Source organism: Muricauda sp. MAR_2010_75 (assembly GCF_000745185.1).
Lineage (GTDB): Bacteria > Bacteroidota > Bacteroidia > Flavobacteriales > Flavobacteriaceae > Flagellimonas.
In genome coordinates this window covers 3,716,830-3,734,152 of record NZ_JQNJ01000001.1, presented here as the reverse complement: position 1 = coordinate 3,734,152, position 17,323 = coordinate 3,716,830, and the positions used below count along the sequence as shown (strand labels likewise).

Genomic DNA, 17,323 nt, shown 5'->3' with positions numbered 1-17,323 from the left:
GCGCTTTCCTAAGATAATTTTCGAGCAAATTGAGCGTTCTGCATGTTGAACCTTAACTTATATGAAAATGAAAAACGCTTTTCGCTATTGCTTTCTGTTATCCTTAACTCTTTTGATTTTCTCTTGTGGAAACGCCGATGATGATGTCAGCTTTGACATTAATGACGGGGAATTGGGCCAAGGACAGAACCCTGATGATTGCCTCGGTTTTGACGATAACGAGTTGTTGCTTTCCATACAGGACCAGTTTACCGCTGCACCCGCTAAAGTCTCCATCCTTTTTAAAGTGTCCGACCTTCAGGGTAATCCTGTTTCCGGTTTGAGTGCAGATCAATTCACCATATATGAACAAGGCCGAAATGACGATTGTTTCAATGTCATCTCTTCCTCCGAGTCGCAAGCGCGGATTTCACCCAACACCCAGGTTTTTAACAACAATGCTTTGTTGGTCCTCGATTTAAGTAACAGTGTGCTTCAAAGTAGTTTGGCGGAATTGAAATCAGCTTCCATCAGTTTTGTGAACAATGTGATACCCTCCCCAGAAACAGAATCCTTTAAAATGTCCATTTATTGGTTTGATGGTGAAGATGAATTGCATCTTTTGAACGAACCCTCATCTTCTGCGGCAGAATTGACCGCAGCCATAGATGGCATTACGGCAGATATCAGCGATGACCCATCAACAGATTTATATGGAGCGGTAATAAAATCTACGGATATTGCTGAGGACTTATTAAGAAATAGCCAACAAGAATCCATTATTGGTGCGGCATCCATTGTATTGTTTACCGATGGTACCGACCAAGCTTCCCGTTATAGTGAAGAGAATGCGCTGAGGGCTGTTGAAAATGCAAGTCGAAACATTTCCTACTTCACTATTGGATTAGGTGCTGAGATAGATGCAGATATTTTAATGGAAATTGGGAAAACCGCAAGTGTTTTTGCTGGAAACAAAGAAGAGTTGGAAACGACCTTCAACCAAATTTCGCAACGGGTTTCTGAACAAGCCAACAGTTTTTATCTTTTCGAATACTGCACCCCAAAACGGGATGGCAGTGGCGAAAACAATCTTGTAATTCAATTGACCAACGGAAGCCTGCAAGGTGCAGTGCAGACCAAGTTCAACGCCAAAGGGTTCACCGGTGGTTGTGAGTAGCACATTTTTTATAGGTTGATAAAGAGTGCATTTACAAGAATATGTATCTTGGATGCCAACTAAATAGCAAACTATGATTATCAAAGCAAAACTGCTACATCTTTTTCTTTTTGCATGTATTTTGGGAATGACTGTTAAGTCATACTCTCAACACATTAGTCCTTTGGAAGGACGATGGGATTTGGAAATGGAATTCAATGGCCAAACCGTTCCGTCGTGGCTGGAAATACGGCATTCTGGAAACGCTACTTTGATAGGTCGATTTGTATTCGCCTTTGGCAGTGCTCGCCCCATTGCTGAAGTAGAAACCTTTGGCGATAACAAATTTACCTTCAGCATTCCCAACCAATGGGAGCCTAAAGGAAGTGATATGATATTCCATGGTGAACTGGCCGATGGCAAACTCAGTGGAACCATGATTTATACCGATGGTTCCATTGCTGAATGGAGCGGAGTAAAAGCACCTGACTTGGCTTACACTGAAAATCCGAAATGGGATAAACCAATTGACATTTTCAACGGAAAAGATTTATCAGGATGGCATATAGATGGCGAAAAGAACCAATGGGTAGTAAAAGATGGTATATTGACAAGCCCAGAATCCGGTTCCAACTTAATTACCGATGAAAAATTCCAAGATTTTAAGTTGCATGTGGAATTCCGATATCCAAAAGGTAGCAATAGTGGAATTTACCTTCGTGGAAGATATGAGGTACAAATTGTAGACAGTGAAGGCTTGGAGCCTCTGGATATTTACTTGGGCGGTATCTACGGATTCTTGGAACCCAATGAAAATGCCTCCAAACCTGCGGGTGAATGGCAAACCTATGACATCACCTTAATTGGGCGACGGGTGACTGTGGTACTTAATGGCAAAACAGTCATCAACGATGCCACCATTCCCGGAATAACAGGTGGTGCTTTGGATAGCAAAGAGGGCGAACCAGGGCCTTTCATGGTTCAAGGAGATCATGGCCCTATAGAGTACAAAAGTTTTGTGGTGACCCCCTTGAAAAAATAAGACTTACCTGTCGTGGTGACTTTGCATTATTAACTATGTAGCCCTAAACTATAAAGGGAGACAGTCTAAAAGATAGATTTCCGTCAACCTGAACTTGTTTCAGGTTCTCATGCGGTTTTGTATCAACATGATGAGATTCTGAAATGAATTCAGAATGACACAGTTACTAGATTTCAGACTGTCGTTTTTATTAATTTTTCAAAGGGGTAATCTTAATATTCCGCCATTTTACCCGAATACCACCACCATCATGAATTTGAAGTGCTATGGCTCCTTTGCCTTCGCCAATTTTTTCATCCTCCAAATGGACCATTTCGGTACCGTTGAGCCAAGAGGTGATATTGGGACCTTCAGCCCGAATCTTTAAAGTGTTCCACTCCCCCATTTTAAGGGCCTTGTCTTTTTCAGGGTCCGGTTTTATCAACCAGCCACGTCCATAGGATTCATAAATACCTCCAGTATCTTTTCCTGGAGGGGCTACTTCCACTTGCCAACCACTTACTTTGGTGCCTTCAAAAGTGGAGCGGATAAAAACACCGCTATTCCCATCCGCTTCTTGCTTGAATTCCAAGGTCAATTCAAAATCATCATAAAAGTCTTCGGTGGATAAATACCCATATTGGGCTTTGGGACCACTTTCACAGATAAGCTCGCCATTTTCTACGAACCATTTTTCTTCGCCGTGGTTGACCCATCCGTTCAAATTTTCACCGTTGAACAAATCAATGGTTGTTTCCTGTGCCGATATCCATTGCACGGCCACTAGAAGTAGTGTTGTTAAAATCAGTTTTTTCATAATTGTATAAATCTGGGCAAAAAAATACGGGAAATCTTGGGGATAGCGTCCAAAACGTAGGGTTTTTAGACCGATAGTTGTTTATAGTATACAGACGACAACTAAAAACATCCTAATGACCGAAAGAAAAGTTGAACTTAAAATGAAATGTGATGGATGTAGTAAAAGAAATTATCGACAACAGTGCCATAGGTCCATTTTCCAATGGATTTAAAAGTGTGGTACTTTCCCTATTTGCTTCAATTGTCTGCGTCTTGCTGACCATGCTGACCGTTCTGATTCTTCACGGTTCCAGCATTACGTTTCATTACGGCTACTAGCGATAAATCAGGGCGTTTCCGAATTTTTGTTCGTCAAGCGGTTTGGACAAGTCCAGCAAAAACCCATTGATGACCGCGTGGGTTATTTTTCCTTCTTTTTCCAGAAAAAATGTGGGATTCACCCCGGGTTGCAGGTTGAAGGTGTTGAGTTTAAAAGTCAAACTGGTTTTATGAACGGGTTGATTTACGGAAAATCCATTATCTGGAAGCATGGTTTTCACATAAGCAACACCTTGTTGCAAAAGGTCTTTCGGATTCTGATTATTACCCAAATTGGCCACTTTTGGTGGTACAATGGTATATCCTGAGGCATCAAACGTTTCATACCCATAAAATGTGGAAAGGTCGCCCTGGTCATCAACCACACTTTTGTAATAAAAATCATTGTGCCCTTTTAGGTCAATTTCATTTCTGAAAATACCCAAATCCAAGATGTAATCCTTCCCCAAAAGTTCATAGGTGACGTTTTTAATCTTCAAATCGAACAACTTGCGGTCGTTATGGGGTATTTTCTCGTAATCTTCCACAGGAATATTCTTGTAACTGCCATTGGCAATGGTGTACAAGGCTGAAAGAATGGAAACATAATTGAGTTTCCGAATTTCTTGCTTCTCGGGATCATTGGTGTACCCGCCCGATTCAATCAAAATAAGGCTGGTACCCCATTTGGCAATGTTATCGCCAAAAGCACGCGGTTCAAAATCGTCACTATATCTGCCGACTTGCCCTGGCGCATAGTTTTGGATGATTTTGTTCATGTACACAATCACCTTCATGGCATTGGCCCGTACCTCATTAATGTCTTTTTCATAGTTAAAGGCTGTGGCCAAATAGGAAATCGTGGCCGGTTTGTCCGTTAGTTCAGCATTATAATAGGTGCTTTGGTCATGAAGGTTGAAACCAAAATCAGCATCCAAACTATCCCGAATTCGTTTTAAGGCACGCCCTTCGGGCGATTGTAACCGCAATGCATCTCGGTTGATATCGATACCCAGTGCGTTTCTGCGTTGGAACACCTCTGCCCCATCTGGATTGACCATCGGCAAAAAGTGCAATTTTAATTTGGAAAGGATTTCTTGTTTTTCTTCCTCAAAATCCGGTGCATCCAAAAAATGGAGAATGTCAAAAATGGCTTGGGTGGCCGTAGGTTCGTTCCCATGCATTTGCGACCATAAAAACACATTGATGTCCCCATTTCCAATACTGATGAGACTCAAATCCCGTCCTTCAATGGACTCCCCTACTTTCTGCACCTCAAACTTTGGATTGGCCTTAAATTGCTGAATTAAGGGCTGTATTTCATGATGTTTTATGCGGCGTTCTCCCAAAGATGGTTCCTTATACTTTTCATAGGTTTCGTACAGCCTGGAAGTAATGGGGTCTTGACCTTTTATGGAAAGTGTCAGCAATAGCATGAGGATAGGAAGCAGTCTTTTGAGCATAGTTCTATTTTGTTGGAACGGGTTTAAAGTTAAATTTTTTCGTTGCTTTTCGCACTTTTTTCATGAAATCCATGCCGGGGTCCGTCTTTGTGGTGCGGTAGCCATCATCTACCTCCAGCCATAACGGATGCCCTTCAAACTGGGTGTATTCTTGGTGGCCAATTACATATTCAATGTTATATTTTGAAGCGAGATACTTTACCAAAAAAATGTTTGACTTCAGTTGCTTTCGGGTCAAGGAAAAACCTTCTGTACCACCCACATTTTCAATACCAATAGCACAGTGGTTTAATCCAATGGTGTGTCGAGCCATTACGGTTTCTGGCATCAACCGATAAATAGTACCGTCACGGTCTACCAAAAAATGGGAGGAAACGTTCAATCCACTTACATTTTCCAAATCCGGGCGCCAGTTGGGCAGGGTTGACCTATTAAAGGCGGCAAAAGACTTTTTCAATGTTGGAATCGCCGTCCAGTGCAACACAATCATTTTGGGAACAATGGTGGTGGTGTCCTGCTCCAACCCGTAGCGTTGTGCCAAATATTCCTTGGTCAATTCAATCCGTTGCTCATCAAAAATTATAGGAATGTCCACAATCTCTTTTTGAACACTGCAAGAAATGAACACAACGCCAAAAAGCACTCCAAGCCCTATTTTTTTGCAGAAGAATTGAAATGGAACCATGCTCAAATGTAGCCTAAAATTGAAGATTGGAGCGCGAATTGTTTTTATTTATATCTTTAAAGGTATGGAAAAGCTTGGACAGGAAACTCAAAATCCATTCAATATGCATTATAGAAAATTGATGAATTTTGGGATCCTATTTTTCGTTTTACAAATGGTGGGTATTGGACTTTGGTTTTTTCTAAAGCAGCCAGAAAAAATAGCCTTGTTTAACACGCTGAGCATTGCAATTTTCTTATTTGTATTAAATATTCTGATTGGATTTCTCTTTTTTGTATTGAAGAAAGTGAGCATCTCAAAATTGTTTTTTGGAAATTCAGTGCTCTGCCCATTGATTTTTGTGGCATGGTGGATTATCTGGTTTATGTACTACGCCAAATAATTTTTTTAAACTCTCTCTACTCAAACCAACAATAATCGACCATGAAATATTTCTTTTTCCTTGCTGCAGTTACATTCATTTTGATGGCTTCTTGCAGCAAAAATCCATATGCATCCCGAAAAGAATCTGAAAATTTGGTCCTGTCCATTTCGGATAATGATGTGCTTTCCTATCGATATAAAACCATGCCACCACCTGAAGGGGTTGATTCCGCTTTTCACCGTAGCGGGTTTATCCATCCGCTCAAGACTCTGGGCGGTCATACCATAACGACCATACACCCAGAAGACCATTACCATCATTTTGGCGTGTGGAACCCGTGGACACGCGTGGTTTATGAGGGCGATACCATCGATTTTTGGAATATTGGCGAAAAACAGGGCACGGTACGGTTCAAGGAGTTTAAAAAAATTGGGGACAATACCTTCAGTGCACATCATGAGCATGTGGTGTTAAAACATCTTCCCGAAAAAGTTGCACTCAACGAAATCCAAACTGTGAAGATAACCGAGTTGAATGATAAAGCGTATGTCTTGGATGTTACTATTGAATATCAAACTACCGGAAGTGATTTTGAACTTATGGAATACCGCTATGGCGGTTTTTCCATCAGGACTACTAAGGAATGGACGGATGCCAACAGTGAAATCCTGACTTCTGAAGGCATAACCCGTGAAAATGTGGACGGTTCACTGGCCAAATGGTGTTTGGTGCAAGGGGAATTGGGAGATGGGTACGGTGGGTTTTTGCTGATGTCAAATCCCAACAATTACAATCATCCTGAACCGCTACGGATTTGGCCCAAAGAAATGCATGACGGTTACATTTTTGTAAATGTGTGTCCCATCAAGACCAAAGACTGGGTGCTGAAAGCGGGAAACACCTACAAGTTACAATACCGGATTGTGGTTTTTGATGGTGAGATGGATGAAACCCAAGCAAAAAGTTTATGGAACTCGTATAATCAACAATAAAATGAAAACTAGAATCAGCTTTGCCCTTGGTGTATTGACCTGCTTTTTCATGAACGCCCAAGAGGTGTATGAGCTTGGGCCAAATTCACTGGTACAGAAAGACGTTCCTAAAGGAACGATGGTTAAAAAAGTGTGGGAGAGTACAATTTTCCCAAACACCATTCGGGATTATTATGTTTATGTGCCCGCTCAGTACGATGGTACTTCCGAAGCTGCCCTGATGGTTTTTCAGGATGGACATGCCTACGTGGATTTGGAAGGTGATTACAGGGTCCCCACGGTTTTTGATAACCTGATTGCCCAGCAAAAAATGCCGATCACCATTGGACTGTTCATTAATCCTGGCCACGATAAGGATGCACCGGAGGCGGAGAGCCCATGGCGCGTGACCAACAGAAGCGTTGAATATGATGAAGTTTCTGGAACCTATGGTGATTTTCTACTTCAAGAATTGATTCCAGAACTTAAAAAAAACTATCGAATTTCAGAAGACCCTAAAATGAACGCTGTTTGTGGCCTTTCTTCGGGCGGAATCTGTGCATTTTCTGTGGCTTGGTTCCACACCAATCGTTTTCAAAAAGTCATGAGTCATATTGGAAGTTTTACCGATATCCGGGGAGGGCATAATTATCCCCCAATGATTCGAAAGAATGAACCCAAAGACATTAAAGTGTTTATGCAAGATGGTTCCAACGATCTGGACAATCAATTTGGAAATTGGTGGTTGGCCAACCTTCAGATGGATTCCGCCTTAAAGTTTAAAGGGTATGACTACAAGTTTGTGCCTGGGACCGGTGGTCATGATGGCGGTCATGCAGGATCTATATTGCCGGAGTCCCTAGAATGGCTATGGAGTGATGTGGCCCCCAACCAGGAGTGAAATCAAAAATTATTCAATGGGGACGGCATAGCAAATCATAAGCTTTTTTCGCCCCCATTCCCTAGCTTTTTTTACATCCTTACCCATATAGATGTCTATACGGTTGCGCCAGCGGTGATGCATTTTGTCCTTTACATAAAAGGTGTCAGGAAAGGTGTCGATTTTCACCATGGTGTTGTGTTTCAATCCCATTTTAATGAGATCTCGGGATACGGCAATACACTTCATACCTGGTTGTAACGTATCTCCCCAAGCCGCCACAGAAGGGTTGATGCTATCTGTCTGCCAAAAAACCGAATTATAGGCCGATGCGGTCACCTCATGCCCTATCCATTCATGAGTGGGTTTTTGAACAGGTTTTTGTTGGGTACACGAAACCACTACGATGATAGAAAAGAGTAATTTCTTCAATAGGCGTTATGAATGGTTGATTCCTAAAGATACATATTTCTTAGGTTTACTCAGGCAGCGGTACATAGGTGTCATCATTTTCCATCATGGGGAAGGTTTTGTTGCGCCATGCCTCTTTGGCTGCTTCAATTTTGTCCTTGTTGGAAGACACAAAATTCCAATAAATATGTCGTTCCTCTGGAAAAGGTTCGCCACCAAACAGCAAAAGATGGGTATTCGGTTGCAAAATGATGTTACAAGTGTCTTCCACTTTGGAGACCAAAATATTTCCTTTGTCGACCACTTCTCCGCAAGCCTCAATACTACCTTCCACAATACAAATACCGATTTCGCCTTTCAGTTTTCCGTTCACGTTCAATGAATATGTTTCTTCGTTTTTCACTTCCACCATAAATAATTCGGAATGTACGGGTACCGGAGATTCCTTTCCATAACCTTTGCCTGCTACTAAAGTGAATTCAGCGGTATCCTCCTTCCATTTCGGTAAGTCGGCTCCATCAATATGATGAAACTGGGGTTCCATTTCTTCCAATTCCTTCGGTAAAGCCACCCAAATTTGATAGCCATGGGCCGTGAATAGTGTTCCATCACGCATATCCCCTGGGGTCCGTTCGGTATGGGTAACCCCTTTTCCAGCCGTCATCCAGTTTACAGAACCGGGTTTGATGCGCTGTTGGGTCCCCAAACTGTCCTCATGCATAATTTCACCATCCAACATAAAGGTCAAGGTGGAAAGTCCCAAATGGGGGTGCTGGTTCACGTCCATATATCTAGCTGGGCCGAGTTCCGTGGGGCCCATATGGTCAATAAAAATGAATGGGCCTATCATTCGTTTCTTTCGAAAAGGGATAAGTCGGCCTACTAAAAAATCCCCAATATCCCTGCTGCGTTCTTCTATGATCAATCCAATGTTGGACATAGTTTTATGTTTATATTTAGATGCAGAAAGTTACGACAAATCCAAAACCATGAAACTACTTAAGCGCATTTTACTGCTCCTATTGCTTGTAATTGGAGTGGTGGTTTACCTGAATTATCCCAAATTGAATATCATCTCTGGCTATGCGGCCAAAAATGTGGCCTCTGGAGTCTACGTCGCAGGCCGTTCTGAAGCTTCCATGAATCTGAATGACAACAATGTCCCTTTGGTGGAATTGGCAACAACCGAAGTGAACAAAGCGGAGGAATCAGCTTCTTCCACAGTGTATGGCCTCATGGAACGAACCGCGGTATATCGTGATGGGTTGGGAACTGTTCTCATTAATGATGATTACGATCCGAGCAGGCTTACCATTCGACCCCAAAGAACCAAACCCATGGATACGATTCCATATCCATACGGGCAAGCAGCACCAGTAGATTCCATTTTCGCTGAGGTTGATATGGACCAAATCAATCAAGCCTTGGCAGTGGCCTTTGCCAATCCTGAGGTACAGAAAACACGAACTTTCTTGATTCTATATAAAGGTCATTTACTCGCAGAGAAATATATTGATGGATTTGATAAAGACACGCCCATTTTGGGGTGGTCCATGACCAAAAGTGTATTGGCCACCTGTTTCGGAATTTTGGAACATCAAGGAAAATTGGAAATGGACTGGCCCGCGCCAATTGCCGATTGGAAGGATGATGAACGGAAGGACATCACCCTGAACCATTTGCTGCGTATGCAAAGCGGACTGGAATGGGATGAAGACTATAGCGGCATATCGGATGTGACCAAGATGCTGTTCTTGGATAGCGATATGACCCAAATGCAGAAAGAAAAGGAAGCCATAGCCAAGCCTACCGAAATTTGGAATTACTCCTCAGGAACCACCAATTTGCTTTCCGGGATTCTTCGGCAGCAATTTCGAAGCCATCAAGAGTATTTAGACTTTCCCTATTCCGCTTTGATTGATAAAATAGGCATGTATTCCATGGTCTTGGAGGCTGATATTGCCGGAAACTATGTGGGTTCTTCATACTCTTGGGCGAGCACACGGGATTGGGCACGCTTTGGCCAATTGTATTTGGATAGAGGCGCTTGGAACGGGGAGCAAATCTTTGATTCGGAATGGGTGGATTACATCACTACCCCTACCCAACATTCCAATGGCACTTATGGTGCACACTTTTGGCTGAATGCAGAAGGAAAATATCCCGATGTGCCCAAAGACCTGTTTTCCTGCAACGGATATCAGGGGCAATATGTGTTTGTGATTCCTTCCAAGGATTTGGTTGTGGTACGGACGGGTCTCGCAGAGGAGCCGGAATTTGATGTGAATCGGGTATTGAAAGCTGTAGTAGATGCCATTGGTGAATAATCACTCTAAAACAGCATGCCCAAAATTGACTGAAAAGTCAACACACCAAACCATTAAATACTTGTATTCGGTAAAATCCAGGGTCTCACCATTGGGGATAGTATAGTTGAAGTTGCCTTCGAGACCTTTTAATTCTCCCAGAGAAATATAATTGGTGGCTTCCAAATCTGTAGAGAGATACATTTCAAGTAAGGGGCCATCATCAGATTTAAAATCGGTGATGAACAAAGAAGTGTGTTCTTCGTTTACCGTTACTTTTCCCATGGTAGGATGGGCAGCATTTACAAATTCACCCATTAGAGTGGATTGTGTTTCCATTTCTCCTTCCATTGGGGTTCCATCCATTTCAGGTACCATATCCTCTGAACCGGAAGATGAGGAGCATGAAACAAGAAGTACACTAAAAATTAGTGCTATAAAATTGATTTTCATGGTGTTGGTATTTCTGGTTGAGTCGCAAAAAAACCGGATGACTTACAAAAACGCTTCCCAACGCCACAACTATGAGTGGTTTCACAACAATAATTTCATTTGTGGGGAGTCTGGTGGTAAATTTACAATGTAATTAAAATAGAAAGTAATTTTTTCATTTTCATATAGTGTTCTCGTAAAAGAGTCTTGACCCAAGTGGCAAGGCTCTTTTTGGTTTACAGCCTTTTGTAATTCTTAGTTGGACACTAATTGCACGAATTACACCAATTGTTTTTCATTGTTAATTGAAATCTGTCAATTGAATTACGGAATCCATTTGTTTTTTCCGAAGTTAGGTTTTCGTTTCTCCAAAAAGGCATTTCTTCCTTCTTTGGCTTCCTCGGTCATATAGGCCAAACGTGTGGCTTCCCCAGCAAAAACCTGCTGCCCTACCATGCCATCATCGGTAAGGTTCATGGCAAACTTGAGCATTTTAATGGACGTTGGCGACTTGGCCAACACTTCTTGCGCCCATAGATAGGCGGTGTCTTCCAATTCGTTATGGGAAACAACGGCATTTACCATTCCCATTTCAAAAGCTTCTTGGGCGGAGTAATTTCGGCCTAAAAAGAAAATCTCACGCGCTTTTTTCTGTCCTACCATTTTTGCCAAATAGGCGGACCCATATCCACCATCAAAACTGGTCACATCCGCATCGGTTTGTTTAAAAATGGCGTGTTCCTTACTGGCCAAAGTCATATCGCAGACTACATGCAAACTATGCCCTCCCCCAACGGCCCAACCAGGCACCACGGCAATGACCACTTTGGGCATAAAGCGGATAAGGCGTTGCACTTCGAGAATGTTGAGGCGGTGGTAACCATCATCGCCCACATAACCTTTGTGCCCCCTAGCCTTTTGGTCACCACCACTGCAAAAGGCCCATTTTCCATCTTTGCTGGACGGTCCCTCGCCAGAAAGCAACACCACGCCGATGGAGGTATCCTCTTGCGCATCGTAAAAAGCCTTGTAGAGTTCACTGGTGGTTTTGGGTCGAAAGGCGTTGCGCACATCTGGTCGGTTAAAAGCAATGCGGGCCACGCCGTTACATTTTTTATAGGTAATATCCTCAAATTCCATGGCAGTCTGCCAGTTGGGTGATTTCATGTTATGATTATTTGATGTAATCACAAAATAACGGAAAATCCCAATCATTGCCATTTATTAAAACGAATCATATCTTTAAGCCTTGCCGTTATATCAGAATGACCAGAAACATAAAAATATCACGACTTACAAATAGAACCGTAACAAGCCAGGAAGGCGACTTTTATTCAGTTCTTTGGATAAAGGATGCTGTGCAAAGCATTACAATAGACAACACTTTGTACGAAAACATTGTGAGTGCGGTTTATTTCCTGAAACCGAATTTTAAATGGAAAATAATACGCAAGGACACTTCAATTTCTTCAGGGTACGTACTATACCTTCCTAAAAACATTTTGGAAGATCCCTTGTTTAAAAATCTACACATCAATGAAGTAAGGGTTTTTAATACGGAGCAAATACCCAAAGTGAACTTGGCGCCCGGAATTGAAATACGCATACAGGCAATTCTTGAAATGCTTGACGAATTGATCAGCACCAATCTCAAACATAAAGAGAGCGCCATACTTTCATTAATCAGCACTTTCTTTGTCTATATTGACGGAAAGTGCAATATAAAATCATCAATTGATCAAAATAATGCAAAATCTGTTCTTGTATATAAATTCAAAAAAGCAATAAACGAACACTTTTCTGAGTTCCATGAAGTGGGCGAATATGCCCGGAAACTCAATATTTCTGATAAATACTTACACGAATGTGTGAAAGAGGTATTGGGTACAAGTGCGAAACACCTTATTGATGAGCAATTGACAATGTGCGCCAGGAGGGAATTAAAGTTCACCGACAAAACAGTAAAAGAAATAGCCTATGGTATGGGCTTCAGTTCCCCCGAATATTTTAGCTACTACTTTAAAAAACAAACAGGAAAGACCCCATCACAGGTAAGAAAAGAATGATTCTCCCTAAATTCTACTGAAATACCGTGTTTTTCTAAGTGTTCTGACCTATTGCCCCAATAACTTTACGTGCTCACAAAACACACAGTAGTATGAATAGAAAAAAGTTTATTAAAACAGCGGGCATTGGATTTGGAGTTTCCATTATGCCAGGTATGGTCTTTGGAAATACCCAAATTGAAGACAAGAACAACAATCTTGACCAATACTCAAAGATTATTAAAGACAACGAAGGGGAAGTGTTAAATGTCATTGGCGACATTCAAACGCACAAATTAACAGGAAGTGATACCAACGACCAGATAACGGAATGGGTAGATAATGTAGAACCCGGTGTTGGTATTCCGCCTCACATACATACAAATGAAGACGAGATTTTTAGGGTGATCAAAGGTCAAGTAGAGATAATGGTCAATGGAAAAACGGTAGTTTTAGAGGCAGGGGATACTGCATTTGCACCGAAAAACCTACCTCATTCTTGGAAAGTAGTTGGGACAGAAAAAGCAAAAATGATTACAAGTGCTTTCCCCTCCGGAATAGAAAAAATGTTTGAGGAATTAGCTGAATTACCTCCCGGTCCGCCTAATTTTGAAAAAGTCTCCAAGATTTGTGGGAATCACGGTATCTCATTTGTGAAATAAATGCTGCCACCCATATGGGGTACATGTAAGTAATGTGGGCAGTGTTACGAAGCTGAAAAACTGGGGGTTCAATTACCCCTAAGCTATGCATTTACGTTTCATGGAAAATAAGTTAAAACACAAAGCTTAGCTTTGGCTCCCGTTTTGTCAATTCGGAAATTAGCGTTCCCAAATAAAGCTGTATGAACTTAATTTGGCAAATGGGATTAAAATAGCTTACATTGAGTTTATTTTTCAACCATGAGATATGTATTCCTATGTGTTCTTGCACTAACGTTGAGTTGTAAGGAAGGGCGAGATACCGAAACAGTTCAGCAAAGACCAACTGAAGATGCAACACTTGATCCGGTAAAGGAACACTTCTTAAAAATGGAGCAAAATGCACTCAAGGAAACCTATAAAGGCATCTTTAGTGAGCATCAGGGGTATAGCGACCTTTTTCCCATTAAGGCCACGAACGTGTCCACCCAGCCCATTGTTGATGCAGCAAAAGGTTTTTTGGAAAAATTAACCGCAGCGCAATTAAAATCAACAACCTTTTCCATTGATAATGAAGAGTGGCGTAAATGGTCCAATGTTGACAATGGTATTTATGATCGACAGGGCATCAGTTTAAAGGCAATGAATGCCGAGCAGAAGGAGGCGGCTTTTCATTTAATGCAAACTTCCCTGAGTGCAAAGGGACTCCAACTCAGTAGAGATATCATGAAAACGGACCAGACTTTAAGGGAGCTTAACAATGATTTGGCTGATTACGATGAGGAACTCTATTTTTTTACCATTATGGGGCAACCGTCCCAAACCGAACCTTGGGGCTGGCAATTGGATGGTCATCATTTGGTCATCAATTATTTTGTGCTGGGGGATCAAATAGTGATGTCACCTGTTTTTATGGGAGCTGAGCCAGTACTAACAACTTCAGGGAAATATGAGGGTAACACATTGTTTCAAGATGAGCAGAATTTGGGTTTATCATTTATGCTGTCTCTAGCTGATGATGAACAACAAATGGCCGAGATATCAAACATCAAAAAAGGAAACAACATTGCGGCAGAAGCAAACAAGGACAATCTTACCCTAAATTACGAAGGGCTAAATGTTGGCCGATTGTCAGAATCAAAAAAAGAAAAATTACTTGAACTGATCTTTCAATACATCTCCAACATAAGGGAGGGCCATCAGCAGATTAAAATGGAGGAAATACTGGAATACTGGGATGAAACTTGGTTTGCATGGGTTGGAGAAACAAATGAGGATGCGGTATTTTATTATCGAATTCACAGCCCAGTGGTTTTGATTGAATTTGATCACCAGATAGCCGTTGGTGTGCCCAATTCCGATCATAAGAATCCCACAAGAAACCATATCCATACCATAGTTAGGACCCCAAATGGAAATGATTATGGGAAGGATTTGTTGAAACAGCATATAGAGAAACATCATCAGAAATAGGATGGGGTCGTTGTCCTTTCAGGATATGGGTTTTTCCTGATAATAAGATCAAAAAAACTTCAGTATCTTCCCTGAGGACAAACCTGGAAAACGTTATGAAAACTTCGTTAACTCTTTTGGTGCTTTGTATTTCTACTCTAATTTTTGCCCAAAGCAAGGGCATCACAGGTGTGGTTTTTGAGGACGCCAATGGCAATGGCATCAAAGAATCCAAAGAAAAAGGAATTGCGGGTGTTGTGGTTTCTGATCAATTGCATGTGGCGGTAACGGATACAAATGGGGCCTATTCATTAAAATCAACATCTGGTTTTCCATATGTTCTTGTTTCACAGCCCACTGGATTTTCAGGGAAGTTTTATTATCCCAAGGCTGAAAAAGTCAATTTTCCACTATCAAAAACCAAAGATCAGAACAATTTCAGATTCATTCATGCTTCCGATACCCATGTGGACTCCCTTAACCTTCCACGAATGGCTCGATTCAGAGAAATGGTGGATTCCATTGGCGTGGATTTTGTGATTGTGACCGGGGATTTGATTCGTGATGCATTGCGAGTGAATGAAGAAACAGCCAGCAATTACTACAAAATGTACCTTCAGGAGATCAAGAAATTAAAGGTTCCGGTGTACAGTTCGGTAGGGAATCATGAACTTTTTGGGATTGAACGGGATAAATCTTTGGTAAGCTCGGAACATCCATTGTACGGTAAAGGGATGTATCGACACTTTTTGGGTCCAGATTATTATTCCTTTAATTACGGGGGTATCCATTTTGTGGCAGTAGATGGGGTTGATTATCAAAACCTCTATTATTTTGGAGGTGTGGATTCCATTCAGTTGCAATGGCTGGAAAATGATTTAAAGCACCTTCCTGACGAGACTCCCGTTGTGACGTTCAATCACATTCCCTTTGTTTCTCCGGGATTTTCATTTCAAGAGTATGACAACCACATTTTCTATGGGCCTCAATTGTTGGAACAAGATGGAAAATTGGAACATCGCCATATCGTGTACAACTTTGAAGACGTAAAAAAGCGTATCGGTAACCACCCCTATCCCTTAGCCCTGTCTGGGCATTACCATTCCGCACAAGAAGGGCAAATTATGGGTGACGAAACTAGATTTGTGCAAACATCCGCCATTACACGCCCAGATGAATTTGAATACAATGGATTTAAAATGAAATCTGGTTTTACGGTTTATGAGGTAAAGGAAGGGCAGATAGTTTCCAGCATATTCACACCATTGGATTTTAAATCACCCTAGGCCTGTCTTTTAGTAAATTCAATGAAATGTAAATATCTCTTTGAACAGCAAATAAGTGATTATTGCACCTGCAATCGACACAAAGTTTCCCACAACAAAATAGTCGTTGCTAATTTTTTTCTCCTTATCACTGTCCAACCGGGTACCTAGTTTTATTGCACCGAATAAAATCAATGTCGCTCCTTGAAAATTTGTCAATAATAAGAACACAAGAAACATTCTTTCTAAAAAACCTTTAAGCCATGAAGTGAATTTTTCTTCAAAATTTTTACTTGGGTTTTTTGGGTTCAACCATTTTGAAACAGCATAAAAGATGATAATTAGAAAAGCTTCAACAATTACCCAGTAAAGGATTTTATATTTAATGTCATTCATTATCTATGATATTGAAAATTAGTTGTTTTATAATGTTGTATTCATTTATGCGCAGTGATTTCCCTTTTTTCCATGCCCCTGATCTTGTTTTATAAAGCCCCATCCTTTTTAAATCTTTATAATCATTGTTATTTAAGAAGGCCGATACAATTTCAAATTCAGACAATTTCCATTCTGATTTTATTGACTGGTACAATTTCATACATAAACTTAGTTGATTATCTGTTTTCTGGTTTAAACTGATAAAATAGTTGTCCCCGGAAAGTTTTACATTTTTTAAGGCCTCTCGAGCTTTGGTAAGTCCAGAGCCATACATTTCATATGCGATTTTTTTGTTGATTTCTGTTTCTATTTCCCCATAAACCATAGAATACCGGAGCTCAAAAGAATATTTAGTGGCTATAATACTTTCATCTAAAAAAAATAAAAGCTTGAAAAGAGTTTCGCTACTATCAACAACACCTTGAAATTCATCGCCAAGCGTAATAGTTAATGGTGAAATGATGTGGTTTTTAAACTCTTGGTTAGCTAAATTGGTAAGCACTTTAAATTGCCTCATAAAGTCATCTTTTTTGTTAATTTGACGACTTGAGATAATATCTGCCATTATTATGTGATAATTTGTTGACATACTGTTTCTGTTTTTCGGAAACAAATCTATTTATTTCCTTTTTATGGAAACAATATACTAAATTTCCATTTATTGGAAATAAAAACAGGTGTTGGTTTTAAAATTCAGT

General features: G+C 40.9%; 19 protein-coding genes. 10 read left to right on the top strand and 9 right to left on the bottom strand.

All coding sequences use genetic code 11. The features are described from left to right. Positions 1-67 precede the first annotated feature (67 nt). Together FG28_RS16795 and FG28_RS16790 are read left to right on the top strand one after the other, a co-directional pair. Positions 68-1,156: a VWA domain-containing protein gene (locus tag FG28_RS16795; RefSeq protein ID WP_036386786.1), complete on the top strand. Its 1,089-nt coding sequence runs from the start codon at positions 68-70 to the stop codon at positions 1,154-1,156. Positions 1,157-1,229: 73 nt separating this feature from the next. Beyond that, positions 1,230-2,177: a DUF1080 domain-containing protein gene (locus FG28_RS16790; protein ID WP_036384832.1), complete on the top strand. Its 948-nt coding sequence runs from the start codon at positions 1,230-1,232 to the stop codon at positions 2,175-2,177. Positions 2,178-2,367: 190 nt separating this feature from the next. On the opposite strand, the gene FG28_RS16785 is transcribed toward FG28_RS16790, so the two are convergent. Then, positions 2,368-2,973, bottom strand: coding sequence for a DUF1080 domain-containing protein (locus FG28_RS16785; RefSeq protein ID WP_036384827.1), 606 nt, complete (start codon positions 2,971-2,973; stop codon positions 2,368-2,370). Positions 2,974-3,125: 152 nt separating this feature from the next. Between FG28_RS16785 and FG28_RS20670 the strand changes: the two genes are divergently transcribed. Then, entirely contained in the window at positions 3,126-3,293 is a 168-nt protein-coding gene (locus FG28_RS20670; protein ID WP_156102307.1) for a hypothetical protein, read from the top strand. Here FG28_RS20670 and FG28_RS16780 read toward each other — a convergent pair. Together FG28_RS16780 and FG28_RS16775 are read right to left on the bottom strand one after the other, a co-directional pair. Next, the gene (locus tag FG28_RS16780; protein ID WP_036384826.1) at positions 3,290-4,735 is read right to left on the bottom strand and encodes a M14 family zinc carboxypeptidase; all 1,446 of its coding nucleotides are present in this window, start codon (positions 4,733-4,735) and stop codon (positions 3,290-3,292) included. The genes FG28_RS20670 and FG28_RS16780 overlap by 4 nt on opposite strands. Before the next feature lie 4 nt (positions 4,736-4,739). After that, positions 4,740-5,420 carry a peptidoglycan recognition family protein gene (locus FG28_RS16775; RefSeq protein ID WP_036384825.1) on the bottom strand — a complete coding sequence of 227 codons (681 nt, stop codon included), beginning with the start codon at positions 5,418-5,420 and terminating at the stop codon, positions 4,740-4,742. 423 nt (positions 5,421-5,843) lie between these two features. Between FG28_RS16775 and FG28_RS16765 the strand changes: the two genes are divergently transcribed. Both FG28_RS16765 and FG28_RS16760 read left to right on the top strand, forming a co-directional pair. After that, complete coding sequence (locus FG28_RS16765; protein WP_051947436.1) at positions 5,844-6,776, top strand: PmoA family protein; 933 nt, start codon at positions 5,844-5,846, stop codon at positions 6,774-6,776. 1 nt (position 6,777) lies between these two features. Beyond that, complete coding sequence (locus FG28_RS16760; RefSeq protein WP_197062620.1) at positions 6,778-7,656, top strand: esterase family protein; 879 nt, start codon at positions 6,778-6,780, stop codon at positions 7,654-7,656. Between the two features lie 9 nt (positions 7,657-7,665). On the opposite strand, the gene FG28_RS16755 is transcribed toward FG28_RS16760, so the two are convergent. Both FG28_RS16755 and FG28_RS16750 read right to left on the bottom strand, forming a co-directional pair. Beyond that, on the bottom strand, positions 7,666-8,067 hold the full coding sequence (locus FG28_RS16755; protein WP_036384822.1) for a 3D domain-containing protein: 402 nt from the start codon (positions 8,065-8,067) through the stop codon (positions 7,666-7,668). A gap of 46 nt (positions 8,068-8,113) precedes the next feature. After that, positions 8,114-8,986: a pirin family protein gene (locus FG28_RS16750; protein WP_036384818.1), complete on the bottom strand. Its 873-nt coding sequence runs from the start codon at positions 8,984-8,986 to the stop codon at positions 8,114-8,116. Positions 8,987-9,035: 49 nt separating this feature from the next. Here FG28_RS16750 and FG28_RS16745 point away from each other — a divergent pair, with 49 nt between their 5' ends. Then, positions 9,036-10,373, top strand: a complete 1,338-nt coding sequence (locus tag FG28_RS16745) for a serine hydrolase (RefSeq protein ID WP_036384816.1) — start codon at positions 9,036-9,038, stop codon at positions 10,371-10,373. Here the strand turns inward: FG28_RS16745 and FG28_RS20495 are convergent, their stop codons facing one another. Beyond that, the gene (locus tag FG28_RS20495; protein WP_036384814.1) at positions 10,374-10,805 is read right to left on the bottom strand and encodes a DM13 domain-containing protein; all 432 of its coding nucleotides are present in this window, start codon (positions 10,803-10,805) and stop codon (positions 10,374-10,376) included. It abuts the gene before it with no gap. A 303-nt stretch (positions 10,806-11,108) separates the two neighbouring features. Further along, positions 11,109-11,951 (bottom strand): 1,4-dihydroxy-2-naphthoyl-CoA synthase, encoded by an 843-nt coding sequence (locus tag FG28_RS16735; protein WP_036384812.1) that lies wholly within the window; start codon positions 11,949-11,951, stop codon positions 11,109-11,111. A gap of 98 nt (positions 11,952-12,049) precedes the next feature. Here FG28_RS16735 and FG28_RS16730 point away from each other — a divergent pair, with 98 nt between their 5' ends. The 4 genes from FG28_RS16730 to FG28_RS16715 all read left to right on the top strand — a co-directional run bounded on the left by FG28_RS16730 (position 12,050) and on the right by FG28_RS16715 (position 16,208). Next, positions 12,050-12,850, top strand: a complete 801-nt coding sequence (locus FG28_RS16730) for a helix-turn-helix domain-containing protein (RefSeq protein WP_036384805.1) — start codon at positions 12,050-12,052, stop codon at positions 12,848-12,850. A gap of 92 nt (positions 12,851-12,942) precedes the next feature. Continuing rightward, positions 12,943-13,491 (top strand): cupin domain-containing protein, encoded by a 549-nt coding sequence (locus tag FG28_RS16725; RefSeq protein ID WP_036384804.1) that lies wholly within the window; start codon positions 12,943-12,945, stop codon positions 13,489-13,491. Between the two features lie 240 nt (positions 13,492-13,731). Next, positions 13,732-14,943, top strand: a complete 1,212-nt coding sequence (locus tag FG28_RS16720) for a DUF3500 domain-containing protein (protein ID WP_036384803.1) — start codon at positions 13,732-13,734, stop codon at positions 14,941-14,943. A gap of 95 nt (positions 14,944-15,038) precedes the next feature. Next, the gene (locus FG28_RS16715) at positions 15,039-16,208 is read left to right on the top strand and encodes a metallophosphoesterase (RefSeq protein WP_036384802.1); all 1,170 of its coding nucleotides are present in this window, start codon (positions 15,039-15,041) and stop codon (positions 16,206-16,208) included. An 18-nt stretch (positions 16,209-16,226) separates the two neighbouring features. On the opposite strand, the gene FG28_RS20250 is transcribed toward FG28_RS16715, so the two are convergent. Both FG28_RS20250 and FG28_RS16705 read right to left on the bottom strand, forming a co-directional pair. Then, complete coding sequence (locus tag FG28_RS20250) at positions 16,227-16,583, bottom strand: hypothetical protein (RefSeq protein ID WP_051947431.1); 357 nt, start codon at positions 16,581-16,583, stop codon at positions 16,227-16,229. Continuing rightward, positions 16,576-17,190 carry a SatD family protein gene (locus tag FG28_RS16705; RefSeq protein WP_197062619.1) on the bottom strand — a complete coding sequence of 205 codons (615 nt, stop codon included), beginning with the start codon at positions 17,188-17,190 and terminating at the stop codon, positions 16,576-16,578. Before FG28_RS16705 ends, FG28_RS20250 begins: the two co-directional genes overlap by 8 nt. Positions 17,191-17,323: the final 133 nt, after the last annotated feature.